This window comes from Lentimicrobium sp. S6 (genome assembly GCF_013166635.1).
GTDB lineage: Bacteria > Bacteroidota > Bacteroidia > Bacteroidales > UBA12170 > UBA12170.
In genome coordinates this window covers 12,054-27,074 of record NZ_JABKBZ010000066.1, presented here as the reverse complement: position 1 = coordinate 27,074, position 15,021 = coordinate 12,054, and the positions used below count along the sequence as shown (strand labels likewise).

Here is a 15,021-nt window from a genome sequence, read left to right as displayed (position 1 = left end):
TGGTGTTGATTTTCAGAAAATTGCACATGAGTTAATCAACAATAGTGAAAATTTTCTGTTTTTTAGAGAAAAAGAACCTATTCTAATTCAGCTTGATAAGGCAGTCTGATTTGGTGCGAAACTTCAGTTTATTTAATAGTTAGATTCCTTTTGCGATCTTGGCATATTTTGTCTTTGCACTTTCTTTGAGTGTAATGATGAGGCTTAAGATGTTGAAGGATTCAAAGGTTTTGAGAAGTTTCACCATGCAGTTGTTTGTTTTGCAGAGTAGTCTAGGTCCAGTTGATTTGTTTTATAGCTTAATAATCTTTTGAGTTTTTATCAGCTCCTTATCTGATTTAATCCTCATAAAATAGACTCCTTTCTCAAGGTGGGAGATATCTATGGTTTGATGGTATGATGAGTGTATCTTTTTACCACTAAGGTTGAGGATTTCTGTATAGGTTTCCTTATCGCAATCGATATATAATGCATCTGTTGTGGGATTTGGATAAATGGTAACTGGGATTGTTTTAAAGTTATTGGTGTTTGATACCTCAATGCTTGAGTAATATAAAGAAGTCCTGCCGGTATGTTCCCATTCTTGTGAATCTTCATTTTGTTTAAAGAACAAAGTGTTTAACCAAATGTTTTGTGCATCATATATTTCATGATATTCATATACATCTGTGAAAAGATCATAATCTAATGGAATGATTACTTCATCTATTGAGAAATTATAGTCGTACAGATTTTGGTTTTTACTTAGTGTCATCCAGATTTCATTATTTTCATCCCAATTATATTTGTAGGTTTCGATATTATTTCCATATTCATCATACGACCAGTTTGTTTTATCATTCAATAGCCAAGAATCGTCACTTGATTTTACAGAGAAAGTTAACCTTTCTATATTATTCCCTTCCTCATCAAAAATATAGTCTCTTTTATAACGTTTTTCCCAATAATTGATGTCAAGGTATTGAATAAAAGCCTCTTCGCTTGTTAAATCTTGATTCTCATTGTGTTCATATTTGTATAAATAGAAATCCTTCCAGGTGTTTTCTTCTGTAATCCAATATTGTATTAATAAAGAGTCTAATAATCCTTCATTACTATAATAGAAGTTTTGTTGTTCTTCAAAGTTCCAGTTGTTTTGGTCTGAATCCCAATCGTTAATTATAATGCTCTCCAATAGGTTTGCTGAATTCCAAGAGTATATTTTTTGAGATTGATTTGTAAATTCCTCATCATCAAAGAGCCTCACCGAATATATATCCTCGATTAGTTGATGGTATGAATCATAATTATAAAGGTTTCTAGAGTATTCAGAAAGTTCATCTTCAATGTTTTTTCTATAGTATATTTTCGTTGATTTATCGAAGTTACTATCATAGGTATAATCTATTTTAAAATCCAAATACATGCCATAGTCTGCAATATCCTTATAATATAGAAAGCTAGTAATTTGTCCTAAATTATTGTGTTGCCATTGTCTTGATTGGAGTGTATTATAGTTGTTTTCTCCCAGATATGTTTCAAGATTTAGGGAGTCTAACTTTTGAAATGCTGTTAAGTATTGATCGGGATCCATTTTTAAAGATGAGAACATTTTCTGATAATCAAAATAGCTAGAGTGCTGCACTTTTCTGAATTTGTTATGAACTGATAAGTGATTCTGCTGCCCAAAAGAAAGAAATGAAACACAGATGAGAATAATGATTAAAATGCGGTTTTTCATAATTTATAAGTATAATGTTAGATGAAAAGAGTTTGGTCAAAAATACTATTTTCCCGGATTAAATTGATTGTTTTTTGCAATTATTTGATTACAAAATGAGGCCCTAAATATTCGCATTTGATTTTTTTTTGCTTAAAAACAGGAATGTATAACTAAGAACAAACCACAAAATGCTCCATAATTTGTTAAGTTTAAAAACCTGCACAATTTAGAATTGGAGAAAGCCAAGAACGTCATAATTATCCAGTAAAAATTCGCTAAGACACTGTGCCATCCGTGTCCTATCATCTTTGCGTTCTTTGCATGTTTTCCCTTTGCGTTTTTTTTTGCGTGAAATTCTAGATTGCCTAAAATATATTAAAGTAATTATAATCAATAGTTGAGAGGGTGAAAACCTAAGAGCTTGAGAAGTTTTTATTCCCCCTTCTCAGGGCTTTAATCCTCTCCTTGTGGTCGAGGCGTGAATCCATTTGCGCTTTTGGCGTGTTCTTCCTTTGCGTTTTCTTCGCGTGGAATCTTAAATATTGAGAGCTTAATAGGTTTAAAAGCTAGATTAACAAGATTTTAGGGTGGAAAGCAAACTCTTTACTTACAATCCGTAAATCGCTCCATCATCAGGCATGCCTTTTCTTTGTCCGAAGTCAATTGTTTTTTTAGCGTTTCTAAGCCATCAAACTTCTCTTCTTCTCTAATTTTCTCTAAAAAACACATGGTGATATGTTTCCCATAAATATCTCTATTGAAATTAAAGATATTGACTTCGGAACTGAGGTCATGTTTTTCTAATCTAATGGTTGGACGATATCCGATATTGGCCATGCCATAAAAATGCTCTTCGCCTATTTTAATCTCTACCACATAAACACCAGCCGGCATGAGCTTGTGGCGATACTTATCCTTAACATCCATATTGGCTGTGGGGAAACCTAAAGTACGACCAATTTGATTCCCTTGAACCACCAAGCCCGACATTTGATATTTATAGCCCAAGAATTTATTAGCAGCAGGAATATTTCCTTCGGTGAGGTATTTTCTAATTCTAACAGAACTAATTCCCAGCTTGTGAATATCCTCCATGGGCACTTCATTCACTAAGAAACCATATTTATCGGCAAATTTATTCATCAAGAGAAAATCACCATCACGGCCATATCCATATTGATTATCGAAGCCCATCACCACTTCTTTTACTCCAATTTGCTCCACCAAAATACTCCTCACAAAATCAAAGGAAGTGGTATGTGAGAAGGCCTCAGTAAAAGGGATGACTAACAGATAATCCACTCCAAAAGACTCCAGCAACTTGGCCTTTTCTTCTATGGTATTGAGTAGTTTAACTTCGTCTTTGCTTTTTTCAAAAAGAACTTCCTCTGGTCCTGGGTCAAAGGTGATAATGACTACTTGCCCTTGCTTTTCAGTGGCTATAGATTTACATATCTTCAATAATTTCTGATGACCAATATGCACACCATCGAATCTACCTATACTAACCACAGGATAGCTAAGTTTGGGAAAGTTTTTTATGTCCTTAATGAGTTCCAAGGGCAAGATTTAGATAGCGAAGTTTTTGGTAATATATTCTGCAATTTGAACAGCATTGGTAGCCGCGCCTTTTCTTAGGTTATCGGCAACCACCCACATGTTCATGGTTTTATCTTGGCTTTCGTCTTTTCTAATACGACCCACAAAAACATCATTCTTCCCTTCAGCAAATTTAGGCATGGGATAGTCGTTATTTAAAGGTGTATCTTGAATAGTGATTCCAGGATAATTTCGCATCAATTCCACCGCATCTTTTATCTCAAAGTCTTGATGGAATTCAGCATTAATGCTTTCGCTATGCCCACCCATCACAGGAACTCGAACCACGGTGGCGGTTACTCTAATACTATCGTCACCTAATATTTTTCTAGTTTCATCTACCAGTTTCATTTCCTCAGAGGTATAGTCGTTTTCTAAGAAATCGCCACCATGAGGAATCAAATTCATATCGATAGGGTGAGGATAGAATTTAGCTGGAGCAGGACGACAAATTCTTTCATCTTGCAATTGCCGAACAGCGCCAACGCCAGAGCCAGTAACTGATTGGTAAGTAGAAACCACTAAACGATTTAATTGATAGGCTTGGTGAAGTGGAGCCAAAGCCAATACCATTTGTATGGTAGAGCAATTTGGATTGGCAATGAGTTTATGTTCTTTGGTTAGTTGGGCGGCATTGATTTCAGGAACCACCAAAGGGATTTCTTTATCCATGCGCCAAGCAGAAGAATTGTCAATCACATAGCAGTTTTGTTTGACAAATACAGGAGCCCATTTTTTAGAAGTAGCACCACCAGCTGAAAAGATGGCAATCTGAGGGTTTTTCTTTAAGCCTTCTTCTATGGTTAAAACAGTGAATGTCTGGCCATCAAAAACGATTTCTTTGCCTGCTGATTTTTCCGAAGCAATAGGGATCAATTCTGTGATCACCAATTCACTTTCTTTTAGTACTTGGAGGATAACGCCTCCAACCATTCCCGTAACGCCTACTACTGCTATTCTCATATTTATTTCTTTATTAAATGCAAAATTAGTACATTTATTGCGATAATAAATGATAAAACTTTCCTAATGAAAAAGCATTTTATACTAATCGTTTTCTTAGTGCTTTCCTTCCTAATTCATGCCCAAGTTTCTGAGACTTTTGAGGATGGTGATTTTACCCAGAATCCTTCATGGATAGGCGATGAGAGCCATTTCATAGTCAACCCTGATTTTCAATTGCAATTGAATAATGAAGGACAGTCGGATACCTCATATTTGGTCACTGCCAGCTCCATAATGGACAGCACCAGCTGGGAGTTTTTTATAAAACTTTCATTCAGTCCTTCCTCTAATAATAATGCTCGGGTTTATTTGACATCCGATCAACAAGATTTATCCGGTAGTTTAAATGGATATTTCCTTCAATTTGGAGAGTCTTTGAGCGATGATGCCATAGAGTTGTTTAAACAAAATGGAACAGAAATCACCTCCATTTGTAGAGGAACAGAAGCTAGTGTGGCTTCCTCTTTTCAGGCTAAAATAAAGGTGATTCACAAGAATAATGGAGACTGGATCGTTTATTCAGATTTTAATAGCACAGGTCAGTTTCAAATGGAATGCCAAGGAAATGATAATAGCATCAGCACTACTTCTTATTTTGGATACTTCTGTAAATATACCAGCTCTAATTCCACTAAATTTTACTTAGATAACATAGAGATACAATATATGGAAGTGGATACTGAAAAGCCGGAGGTGGAGGCGGTTGTATTAGAATCCTCAAAAGAATTAAATATTAGTTTTAGTGAAATGATTTTGGAAGAGACTGCTATAAATATGCTAAATTATAACGTGAATCAATCTGTTGGTAACCCTGTTGTTGCAATTTTGTCAGAAGGGAAAACAGAAGTCTTTCTGCAATTTGAGAATGAATTTTTGGAGAATCAAGAGTATGAAATCATCATAGAAAATATTGAAGATTTAAGTGGAAATGTGATGGAGCCCACGGTAAAGACATTTGCCAGAGTAGAAGTTTCTCCTTTCGATGTGGTTATTAATGAAATCATGGCAGACCCAACTCCAGAAATACAATTGCCAAATGCAGAGTATCTTGAGATTTATAATAGAACTTCAACCGTAATCACTTTGCAAGGATGGAAGCTAGAAATAGGAGGGACACTAAAAGACTTTCCGGAAGCCAATATCCCTGCCAACTCCTATCTTATTCTTTGTAAAGAAAGTAATATTTCCTTGCTGGCTCCGTATGGAGAGTGTGTTGGCTTTTCTAGTTTTTCTTTAACCAATGGGGGACAGTTATTGCGCTTATTAAGCCCAACGGATATTGTGGTTCATGAAGTAGAATACAGCGATGATTGGTATTTGGATCCCAATAAAGATGATGGAGGATGGTCTTTAGAGCAAATTAACCCTTCCGACTTTTGTTCCCAAGCCATCAATTGGAGAGCGGCAGAAGATGCACGAGGTGGAAGCCCAGGCGAAATGAATTCTATTTATGATGATACACCTGCTTTCCCTCAGGCTTCAAGTTTAGAAGTAGTGGATAATCCTCTTTTATTATTGACCTTCAACCAACAAATGGATTTGCAAGATGTTTTAAGAAAATCCAATTATATTGTGAACCCTGGGGGAATTCCAGTTCAACAAGTCATGGCAAAAGATACCAGCAGCTCTGTGTTTTTAGTATTCGAAGACCAATTTGAAATAGGGGAGCATTATCAATTGGTAATAGATGGAGAAATTAGAAATTGTGCAGGCCAGCTCATGGATACCCCAGCCGAGATTGATTTTATGGTGCCGAAAATTGCGATGGAAGGCGATGTAGTGATAAATGAGATATTGGCAGATCCGGAACCCGCTTATGGTTTGCCTCCCTATGAGTTTTTAGAGCTTTATAATACTTCCAATGCCCCTATCGATTTAGCGGGTTGGACCCTGCAAACAGGCTCTACCATAAAAACTTTTGAAAGCTATTTATTAGAGCCTCAAGAATATTTGATTGTTTGCGAGCCCAATGCTGTGGCTAGTTTTTCTGAATTTGGAGATACTTATCCCATATCTAGTTTTTCCTTAACAAATGGTGGAACTCAATTGGTATTACGAAACCTGGGTGGAGGTATTATTCATCAGGTGGAATATGACGATGATTGGTTTGATGATGACGATAAATCAGATGGGGGATGGAGTTTAGAAGCTATTGATCCTTTGGAATATTGTGTGGAGCAGCCCAATTGGAGCGAAAGCATAGATGCTAGAGGAGGAACTCCCGGAAGTTTGAATAGTGTGAATGGAACTTCGGGTGAGATAGAGCCTTTGAGGATTCAGAGAATTGAGCTATTGAGTGAAATGAGTATACGAGTTTATTTCAGCGAAAAAATGGACAGTATCAGCTTGGCGGAAACTCAGAGTTATTTTATAGATCAGGGCATAGGACAGCCCAATACTTGCGAAATAGAAGGACCTAAATATAATACCGTTATTCTTAGTCTAAATGAAGAACTATCTAATGCGGTAGTTTATACCTTAGAAATTCAAGATGGATTATTGGAATGTAATGGTAGCTCAGCGGGAGGATTGTTTTTGAGTTTTGCTGTTCCCGATGAAATAGAAAAAGGAGATATCGTTTTTAATGAAATCCTTTTTGATGCAGCTATTGATGATGGAGAATATATAGAATTGGTTAATGTTTCTGAGAAAATCCTAGAAACTGCGGGACTGAGTATTTCGAGAATAAAAGTGAATCAATACGATACCACTTGGTATATTGCCGATTTGGAAAGCGCTCTGCTATTCCCTATGGATTATATGGCCTATGCCGAATCCCCAACACAAGTACTCAAAGTCTATTATTCTGAACAACCTGAGCAAATCATGCAACTGAATAGCTTGCCCGATTTCCCCAATTCCGAAGGCCACATTCTTCTTCATTTAAGCTCCTCCACGGACAGTATTATTGATGAATTACAGTATAACGAAGACATGCATCACAGTTTATTAAAAGATACCAAAGGAGTTTCTTTAGAAAAAATAAGTTTGAATGGAGGGAATGCTTCTTCAAATTGGCATTCAGCTGCCAGCTCTGTTAACTATGGAACTCCAGGCTATCAGAATTCTCAGTATTTAGAGGAAGGCGAAAGTATATCTGCTTTTGAATTGGAACCAGAAGTTTTTTCGCCTGATAATGATGGTTATGAGGATGTTCTTCAAATACATTATCGCATGCAAGAGGTAGGTTATCAACTCAATTTAATCGTTTATGATGCACGAGGAAGACAAGTTAATCGCCTAGTAAAAAATGAGCTTTTAGCTACTGAAGGAACTTACTATTGGAATGGAGAAGACGAGAATGGCCAAAAAGCAGATATGGGAATTTATATCTTATTATTTGAATACTTCGACTTAGAAGGAAATGTAAAATCTGAGAAGTTATCTACTGTTTTGGGTGGGAAGTTGTAGTGGTTTTTGAGTTATTGAACTGGAGAGTTGGAGAGGGTTCAAGGTTTAGGGTTTAAAGTTCAGGGTTTAAGGTTTAAAGTTCAAAGTTCAAGGTTCAATGTTTGAGTATGTGTAGACCTTAGAAATGGGTTTCATAATATGTGTTCTGTTTACTTTGCGAGCTTCGCGATTTTTCTTTGCGTTTTCTTTGCGTGGAAATACAATGTATAGGAGATGGAGAAAGGGAGAAGCGGAGCGTTCGAAAGCTGGCATAATTAATCAGTGACAATCCGCTAAACCCGTGTTATTCGTGTTCTATTCTTTATAGTGTTTAATAGCTATATCACAAAGCACACAGAGGAGTCACAAAGTTTCACAGAGTAATAATTGTTTTATTCTCAATCTACTCCATACTCTCCATCATAGCCTTTACAATATTCTCGGCACCAATGGCAATTTCAAGAATAGTAGCATCCAGCATATAACAAGGAGTGGTAAAAATATTTTCTGCTTTATCGTGAACCACTTCGCCGTGAGAAGTTTCTAAATGATGTGCATTTAATGCTTCTAGAGCTTCTATGGTCGCTTTATCGTTTCCTATGGTTAAATCTACATTGTCTAAAGTTAAGGCAATAAGCGCAGGAGAGATACATAAGGCTCCAATGGGTTTTCCCATTCTATGCATTTCCTGAATGGCATCTTTCACTTGGATAAAAACACCAGCTTCAGCTCCTTTAAAGGCAAAATCGGAGAGGTTTTTAGCAGCTCCAAATCCACCCGGAATCAATAAAGCATCGAACTCTTCAGCTTGGAAAGCGCTCATGGGGCTGATCTTTCCTCTGGCAATTCTGGCCGACTCTATCAACACATTTCTTTCCTCGTCCATCTCTTCACCAGTGATGTGATTGATTACATGATGTTGTTTAATATCAGGTGCAAATATTTCATAGACTCCTCCGTGCATCATCACGGCTAACATACTTAAGGTGGCTTCATGGATTTCGGCGCCATCAAAAACACCACATCCCGATAGAATGATTGCAAATTTTTTCATAATATCTTATTTTTTAAATCAATTTATTTTCAAAATTAGCGATTTTATTTTGAGCTACACATTTTTGCCATAGCCATTGTCGAGCTTCGCACTTTTTTTGAGCACTGGTAATTGTTAATAGATGTAGCTCTATATCTTCCAATAATTCATCTAGATTTTTAAGCTTTTGCAGTGGAATTTGGAGAGCAGCATTTATATATGGAACCCTCCTCATCTCTTTTAAAATTTCATTTACAGGAATTTGATAAGAGGAAAGCTTAAATAAAACAAAGAATTCAAAATGAGGATAAGCGGAAACAGCCGTGTTTTTTGAGGATTTATTGGTAAATAGATAATAATCCATACGTAAGTCTTCATCATAAAAATGATAAAATGCAAACTTGCCAATCTCTCCATTCTTATTATAAAATGGGATATCGGGCATTTTCTTAAAAAAGGTCTGAAAGTGCTTATTTAAATAGTAAGATAGCTGATAATCCTTCAGGGAAGAGGATAGCCCAATCATGAGATACTCTTCGTCAGTAGGTTGTGTTGTTTGTAATCTGATTTTCATGTTTGGCTATCTTGAAGCAAAGTTAATAATCCTAAGCATATGTAGCTTATGAAATTTAAAAAAATGAGGAAATGGATGATATCAAATAAGCAATACTTTCATTTGTAAAAAAATACCGAAATTAGCGCCTCAATAAAAACCTTAGAAATTACCTATATGAAGATAATCACCTATAATGTAAATGGAATACGAGCTGCTGTTAAAAAAGGCTTCCTTGATTGGTTAAGAGAAGAGAATCCCGATGTGGTTTGTATACAAGAAACTAAGGCCCAAGACGATCAAATACCGGTTTTTGAATTTACAGAGCTGGGTTATCATACTTATTCCTTTTCTGCACAAAAGAAAGGATATAGCGGAGTAGCTATTCTGAGTAAAGTAGAACCTAAGCATGTGCAATTTGGTATGGGAATTGAAAAGTATGATTTTGAAGGCCGTTTTATACGTGCTGATTTTGAAGATTTTTCAGTAGTAAGTGTTTATCATCCCTCAGGAAGTAGTGGAGACGCACGCCAAGAATTCAAAATGCAGTGGTTGAGCGATTATACGGAGTATATTAACGAGCTTAAGAAAACCTTACCAAATCTCGTTCTTTCTGGAGATTATAATATTTGTCATGAAGCCATTGATATTCACAACCCTAAAGGCAATGCAAAAACCAGTGGTTTCTTGCCTGAGGAGCGAGAATGGATGTCGCAATTTCTAGCCACAGGCTTTATCGATTCCTTTAGGATGTTGAATAAAGATCCTCATCATTACACTTGGTGGAGTTATAGAGCCAATGCGCGAAACAATAATAAAGGCTGGCGTATCGATTACCTTATGGTTAGCGAAAACATGAAAAGCCAAATCAAAAATGTAGGTATTTTACCCGACGCAAAACACTCAGACCACTGTCCGAGTTTTGTGGAAATAGCATCATTATGAAGAAAATATTCACCCTTTCCACCTGTGACACCAGTAAAAGAATCCTCAAAAACAGTGGAGTTTTAGACTTAGGTTTCGAAGTCATTGACATCAAAAAGAGAGCGATTTCTGAAGAGGAATTAGATGAGATTAAAGCTTTAGTAGGGAGCTATGAAGACCTGTTTTCGCGTCGATCTCAAAAGTATAAAAGCCTGAAATTAAAAGAGGTAAACCTAAGTGAAGAAGACTATAAAAAGTATATTCTTCAGGAATACACTTTCCTCAAAAGGCCTGTGATTATTGATGATAAACATGTTTTTGTGGGGAACAGTAAAGCTAATGTGGAAACGCTAAATCAATACGTATTGCAGAAATCACTTAGATAAAAATACGTGAGATTTACGAGTTCATTCTTTTTGAATATGGGCTTTTTGCCATAAAGATCATATAATTTTGGAGCACACAATAAACAATGTTAATTTAAATTATAAGTGCGATGAAAAAATTATTACTTTTTGGTTTGGCTCTTAGCCTTTCCTTCGGAGCAATGGCCGATGGAACTAAAGATGCTAAAAAAACAACAAAGACGGTAAATACAAAGAATAAGATTGAGATAGTTAATCCTACTCAAACTTCTCCTGTTGTAGCCGCAGAAATGAATTTAAAAGGAACTAAATCTGTTGATAGAGTTTATATTGGGAAATCGGCCAATGTGTATTCTGTTCTTTTAGAAGAGCAAAGAGGTTTAGATTATAATGAAGAGATTGGAACATACTCTTTTACTTTTAGAACGGATCCTGCAACCTACGCTGGTGCAAATGGTAATAGTGGTGCTATTATTTCTGCTACTTCTCAAGATGGAGATACTTGGGCTGATACTTGGTTGATTAATACTGCTGATGGTGGAAGATATCCTTCTGGTGTGGTTTATAATCCTGATGGAAACACTAATCCTGCTGAAGCTTTAGTAGTTGGTGCTGGTCCTGTTTCTACAGGTACTTGGACGCATAACTTCTTCTCAAGTTCAAAAATTAATGGTGCAGATCTAGATCTTCAATTAGTTGAAGTTGATCCTGCTTATTCTGGAAGCCAATTGATTCGTCAAGGTATGCAGGCCACTAATGATGGTTTTGTTCATATTATGGGTTCAAAATACCAAGATAATGGTTCTGGTTATTCTACCGAGATGAACTTAAATGTTTGGAATGGTGAATATAATGGTTCTACTTTCGATTGGGAATCTGTTGATGTTCCTGTTGACCTTAAAATGAGAACTGATGGTACTACTTTTAACTTCTGGACTTTCGGTTCTACTTGGTCTAACGATGGTTCTATTGGTTATATGTGGATGATTGGTGTTTCTGCTGATATCGAAAATGGTTACCAACCTATTGTATTTGTGACAACAGATGCAGGTGAAAGCTGGGATGAAATCGAAATTGAATTGGAAGATAATGAAGTAATGTCTGAGTATATTTGGGCAACAAATGCTCTTGAAGGTCCAATGTGGCCACAGTGTACTGAGCTTGATGGTATTGTTGATGCCAATGGTGAATTACAATTATTTGTAAAAGCTACAGGTACTTTCTCTACTCATATTGATTCTTTAGGTTACTCTTATACTAACAACTTAAACTATATTTACAATATTGAATTAAACGAAAGTGGTGTTCAAAATGTAATTTTTGTTGACTCTGTGATGACTGATGATGTACCAACAGATGGGGCCAATGCATTAGGTGGAGCAGCCGGTTGGGGTACAAGATTACGTGCTTCTAGAACTGCTGATGGTTCTGCTGTTTTTGCTGTTTGGACTGATACAGAAGATGTTGAAGCTTTCGGTGGAGAGAATGGTGCTCCAAATATTAAAGCGGCAGGTAGAATGATTGACGGTGATTTCAATGATTTTCCTGTAACTAACTTTACTGCTGATGATTTATATGCTGGGTTCTATTACTTTATCAATGTGGGTCAGGTAAGTAGAATTGCTGATAATTTTGTTCATATTCCTGTGACTACATCTGTTAGCCCTGCTGAGTTTGGTACAGGTGATGAGCTAACTCCAACTACTCATAGTTTTGTGAAAGGTGTTAAATTTCCTTGGACTGTTGGTTTGAATCAATTAGAAGCGGTTTCTAATATCGCAGTTAGTCAGAACAATCCTAATCCATTCACAGGTTCTACAACTATTGAATTAACTAGTGCAGTTTCTGCTCCAGTTATGATTGAAGTAAGTAATTTAATGGGACAAACTGTTTATTCAATGAATGCAGGTGTTATCAATAACACGATGAAAGTTGAATTACCAGCTAGAGATTTACAGTCTGGTGTTTACTTCTACACTGTAACTATTGGTAACGAAAGTGTATCTAAGAAAATGATAGTGGAATAATCGTCGAAGAAATCCACAAGATTAAAATATTTAGATTTAAAGAGCCTGATTTTTCAGGCTCTTTTTTTATGCCTTTTTGTATACTTATCTATATGTAATTCACTAACTAAGGCTAACTTGAGTTGTTTAAGAAAAATACTTAAATTTGCTATTCAACAAATACTTAATCTTAAATTATTAATGCTATGAAAAATTTTTTACTTTTTAGTTTAGCTCTAAGTCTTTCTTTCGGTGCTATGGCCGATGAAAAAAAAGAGGCTAAAAAATCCACGAAAATGGTAAATTCAAGAAATAAGATTGATTTACCAATGAGTCCAACTCAAACACCTCCTGTAGTTGCTTCCGATTTTAACTGGAAAGGTACACAATCTGTAGAGCGTGTTTATATCGGAAAATCTGCTAATATATATTCAGTACTTTTAGAAGAACAGAGGTATTTAGATTATAATAATGACTTAGGGGCTTATGCTTTTACTTTTAGAACAGACCCCGCTACCTATCCCGAAGCCTTAAACAGTGGTAATATTATTATGGCTACATCAACAGATGGCGGTAGCACTTGGGCTGATACTTGGATGATGAATACAGATGATCCTTGTAGATACCCTTCTGGAGTGATTTATAATCCTGATGGAAATACAGATCCTAATGAAGCTTTTCTTGTTTCAGCAGGTGGTGTGTTTAACGCCGCTTGGACTCATAATTACTTCGCTTCTTCTAAAGTTAATGGGCAAGATTTAACACACGAAATAGTGCCCGTAGATCCTTCTTGGTCTGGAAGTCAGATTATTCGTAATGGTTTACAAGTTTGTTCTGATGGAGTGGCGCATATTGTAGATTCTAAATACCAAGACAATGGTTCTGGTTATTCTACAGAAATGAATATTGCTGCTTGGTATGCTGAATTTAATAGTTCTGGCTTCGATTGGGATGTGGTTGATGTTCCTGTTGATTTAGCTTTGAGAACTGATGGAACTACATTTAATTTCTGGACCTTTGGTAATGCATGGTCTAATGATGGTTCTGTAGGATATACCTGGATGGTTGGTGTTGATGCAGAATTAGAAGGCGAAAGTGGATATTCTCCTATCGTATTCAAAACTGAAAATCAAGGAGAAGATTGGGAACAAATTGAAATTGCTTTGGAAGATAATGAAGTGATGAGTGAATACCTTTGGGCTACTAATCAGTTTAATGGTCCAATGTGGCCTCAAGTTACAGAACTTGATGGTGTTGTGGATGCAAATGGCGAACTACAATTATTTGTAAAAGCTACTGGTACTTTCTCTACACATATTGATTCTATTGGATACTCTTATTCTTATAATTTAGATTATATCTATAATCTTGAAATTAATATGGATGGTGTTCAAAATGTTTTTTATGTAGATTCCATTGTTGCTGATGATGTTGAAGCATCTTCTGCCTATTCTTTAGGTGCTGAAGGTTGGGGTTCTAGGCTGCGTGCCACAAGAAGTGCTGATGGGACTGCCGTATTTGCAGTTTGGACTGATACTGAAAATCCAGATAATTATGAAGGTGTGAATGGTGCTCCTAATATTAAGGCTGCTGGTAGATTAGTAAATGGTGGTGATTTCACTGACTTCCCTGTTACTAACTTTACTGCTGACGACTTATATGCTGGATTCTATTTCTTCCAAAACGTGGGTCAGATAAGTGAAATAGAAGGTGATTATATTCACCTACCTGTTGTTACTACTGTAACTCCATCTGAATTTGGTTCTGGAAATGAGTTAACTCCTGTAACTCATAGTTTTGTAAAAGATGTTAAATTCCTTTGGGTAACTGGTGTAGAAGAAGCAAGTACTGTTTCTCATTTTGCTGTAACTCAAAACAGTCCTAACCCATTCTCTGGTTCTACAACTATCCAACTAACTAGCCAGTTAGTAGCTCCAGTGATGATAGAGGTCAGTAACCTCATGGGACAAACTGTTTATACTATGGATGCTGGTATTATTAATCATTCAATGAAAGTTGAATTACCTGCTAGTGACTTACGGTCAGGTGTTTATTATTATACTATAACCATAGGTAATCAAAGTGTATCTAAAAAAATGATTGTGGAATAGTATAAATCACAAGATTAAAATAATTAAATCTCTAGAGCCTGTAGAATCAGGCTCTTTTTTTTAAGTTTTTTAAGGCCTTAAATCGCTGTTTTGAGATTAAGTATGACAAAAATTGTCAATATTTTATGAGAATTGGCATGTAATTTTGTTCGTTTTTGAACAAAATTTGCTTTTTTCAGCTAGAAAGATAGGCTTTTTACTCAGGTTTATGTTTATAAAATAAGAAGCTTATATTTGTTTTATACCCATATAATAAGTGCCAAAACACCTGTGAAATAAGCTAATTTGGACAGAAAACAATCTCTATGAGAATTATCCAGTATTCTATTGCCA

Annotated in this window: 10 protein-coding genes; 5 read left to right on the top strand and 5 right to left on the bottom strand. The window is 36.0% G+C overall.

Annotation, left to right across the window (positions count from 1 at the left end; translation table 11 throughout):
• Nucleotides 1-292 precede the first annotated feature (292 nt).
• The 3 genes from HNS40_RS17555 to HNS40_RS17545 all read right to left on the bottom strand — a co-directional run bounded on the left by HNS40_RS17555 (nt 293) and on the right by HNS40_RS17545 (nt 4,264).
• Complete coding sequence (locus HNS40_RS17555; RefSeq protein WP_172283292.1) at nt 293-1,720, bottom strand: T9SS type A sorting domain-containing protein; 1,428 nt, start codon at nt 1,718-1,720, stop codon at nt 293-295.
• A 585-nt stretch (nt 1,721-2,305) separates the two neighbouring features.
• Nucleotides 2,306-3,262 carry a riboflavin biosynthesis protein RibF gene (gene ribF / locus HNS40_RS17550; protein ID WP_172283290.1) on the bottom strand — a complete coding sequence of 319 codons (957 nt, stop codon included), beginning with the start codon at nt 3,260-3,262 and terminating at the stop codon, nt 2,306-2,308.
• Nucleotides 3,263-3,271: 9 nt separating this feature from the next.
• Complete coding sequence (locus HNS40_RS17545; protein WP_172283288.1) at nt 3,272-4,264, bottom strand: aspartate-semialdehyde dehydrogenase; 993 nt, start codon at nt 4,262-4,264, stop codon at nt 3,272-3,274.
• A 66-nt stretch (nt 4,265-4,330) separates the two neighbouring features.
• Here HNS40_RS17545 and HNS40_RS17540 point away from each other — a divergent pair, with 66 nt between their 5' ends.
• A complete protein-coding gene (locus HNS40_RS17540; protein WP_172283277.1) occupies nt 4,331-7,717 on the top strand; it encodes a lamin tail domain-containing protein in 3,387 nt (1,128 codons plus the stop codon).
• 382 nt (nt 7,718-8,099) lie between these two features.
• Here the strand turns inward: HNS40_RS17540 and elbB are convergent, their stop codons facing one another.
• Nucleotides 8,100-8,750: an isoprenoid biosynthesis glyoxalase ElbB gene (elbB, locus tag HNS40_RS17535; protein WP_172283275.1), complete on the bottom strand. Its 651-nt coding sequence runs from the start codon at nt 8,748-8,750 to the stop codon at nt 8,100-8,102.
• A 13-nt stretch (nt 8,751-8,763) separates the two neighbouring features.
• Nucleotides 8,764-9,303, bottom strand: a complete 540-nt coding sequence (locus tag HNS40_RS17530) for an IPExxxVDY family protein (RefSeq protein WP_172283273.1) — start codon at nt 9,301-9,303, stop codon at nt 8,764-8,766.
• A 156-nt stretch (nt 9,304-9,459) separates the two neighbouring features.
• On the opposite strand from HNS40_RS17530, the gene HNS40_RS17525 reads away from it, so the two are divergent.
• From HNS40_RS17525 to HNS40_RS17510, 4 genes are all read left to right on the top strand, one after another.
• Nucleotides 9,460-10,227 carry an exodeoxyribonuclease III gene (locus HNS40_RS17525; RefSeq protein ID WP_172283270.1) on the top strand — a complete coding sequence of 256 codons (768 nt, stop codon included), beginning with the start codon at nt 9,460-9,462 and terminating at the stop codon, nt 10,225-10,227.
• A complete protein-coding gene (locus tag HNS40_RS17520; protein ID WP_172283268.1) occupies nt 10,224-10,592 on the top strand; it encodes an arsenate reductase family protein in 369 nt (122 codons plus the stop codon). Before HNS40_RS17525 ends, HNS40_RS17520 begins: the two co-directional genes overlap by 4 nt.
• A 110-nt stretch (nt 10,593-10,702) precedes the next feature.
• On the top strand, nt 10,703-12,598 hold the full coding sequence (locus HNS40_RS17515) for a T9SS type A sorting domain-containing protein (RefSeq protein ID WP_172283265.1): 1,896 nt from the start codon (nt 10,703-10,705) through the stop codon (nt 12,596-12,598).
• Between the two features lie 185 nt (nt 12,599-12,783).
• Nucleotides 12,784-14,688, top strand: a complete 1,905-nt coding sequence (locus HNS40_RS17510; protein ID WP_172283262.1) for a T9SS type A sorting domain-containing protein — start codon at nt 12,784-12,786, stop codon at nt 14,686-14,688.
• The last annotated feature ends 333 nt before the right edge of the window (nt 14,689-15,021 follow it).

Excerpts from the sequence above, each read along its gene's own strand:
- HNS40_RS17555 (WP_172283292.1), bottom strand. The coding sequence starts at position 1,720 with ATGAAAAACCGCATTTTAATCATTATTCTCATCTGTGTTTCATTTCTT.
- HNS40_RS17545 (WP_172283288.1), bottom strand. The coding sequence starts at position 4,264 with ATGAGAATAGCAGTAGTAGGCGTTACGGGAATGGTTGGAGGCGTTATC.
- HNS40_RS17540 (WP_172283277.1), top strand. The coding sequence starts at position 4,331 with ATGAAAAAGCATTTTATACTAATCGTTTTCTTAGTGCTTTCCTTCCTA.
- elbB (WP_172283275.1), bottom strand. The coding sequence starts at position 8,750 with ATGAAAAAATTTGCAATCATTCTATCGGGATGTGGTGTTTTTGATGGC.
- HNS40_RS17530 (WP_172283273.1), bottom strand. The coding sequence starts at position 9,303 with ATGAAAATCAGATTACAAACAACACAACCTACTGACGAAGAGTATCTC.
- HNS40_RS17525 (WP_172283270.1), top strand. The coding sequence starts at position 9,460 with ATGAAGATAATCACCTATAATGTAAATGGAATACGAGCTGCTGTTAAA.
- HNS40_RS17520 (WP_172283268.1), top strand. The coding sequence starts at position 10,224 with ATGAAGAAAATATTCACCCTTTCCACCTGTGACACCAGTAAAAGAATC.
- HNS40_RS17515 (WP_172283265.1), top strand. The coding sequence starts at position 10,703 with ATGAAAAAATTATTACTTTTTGGTTTGGCTCTTAGCCTTTCCTTCGGA.
- HNS40_RS17510 (WP_172283262.1), top strand. The coding sequence starts at position 12,784 with ATGAAAAATTTTTTACTTTTTAGTTTAGCTCTAAGTCTTTCTTTCGGT.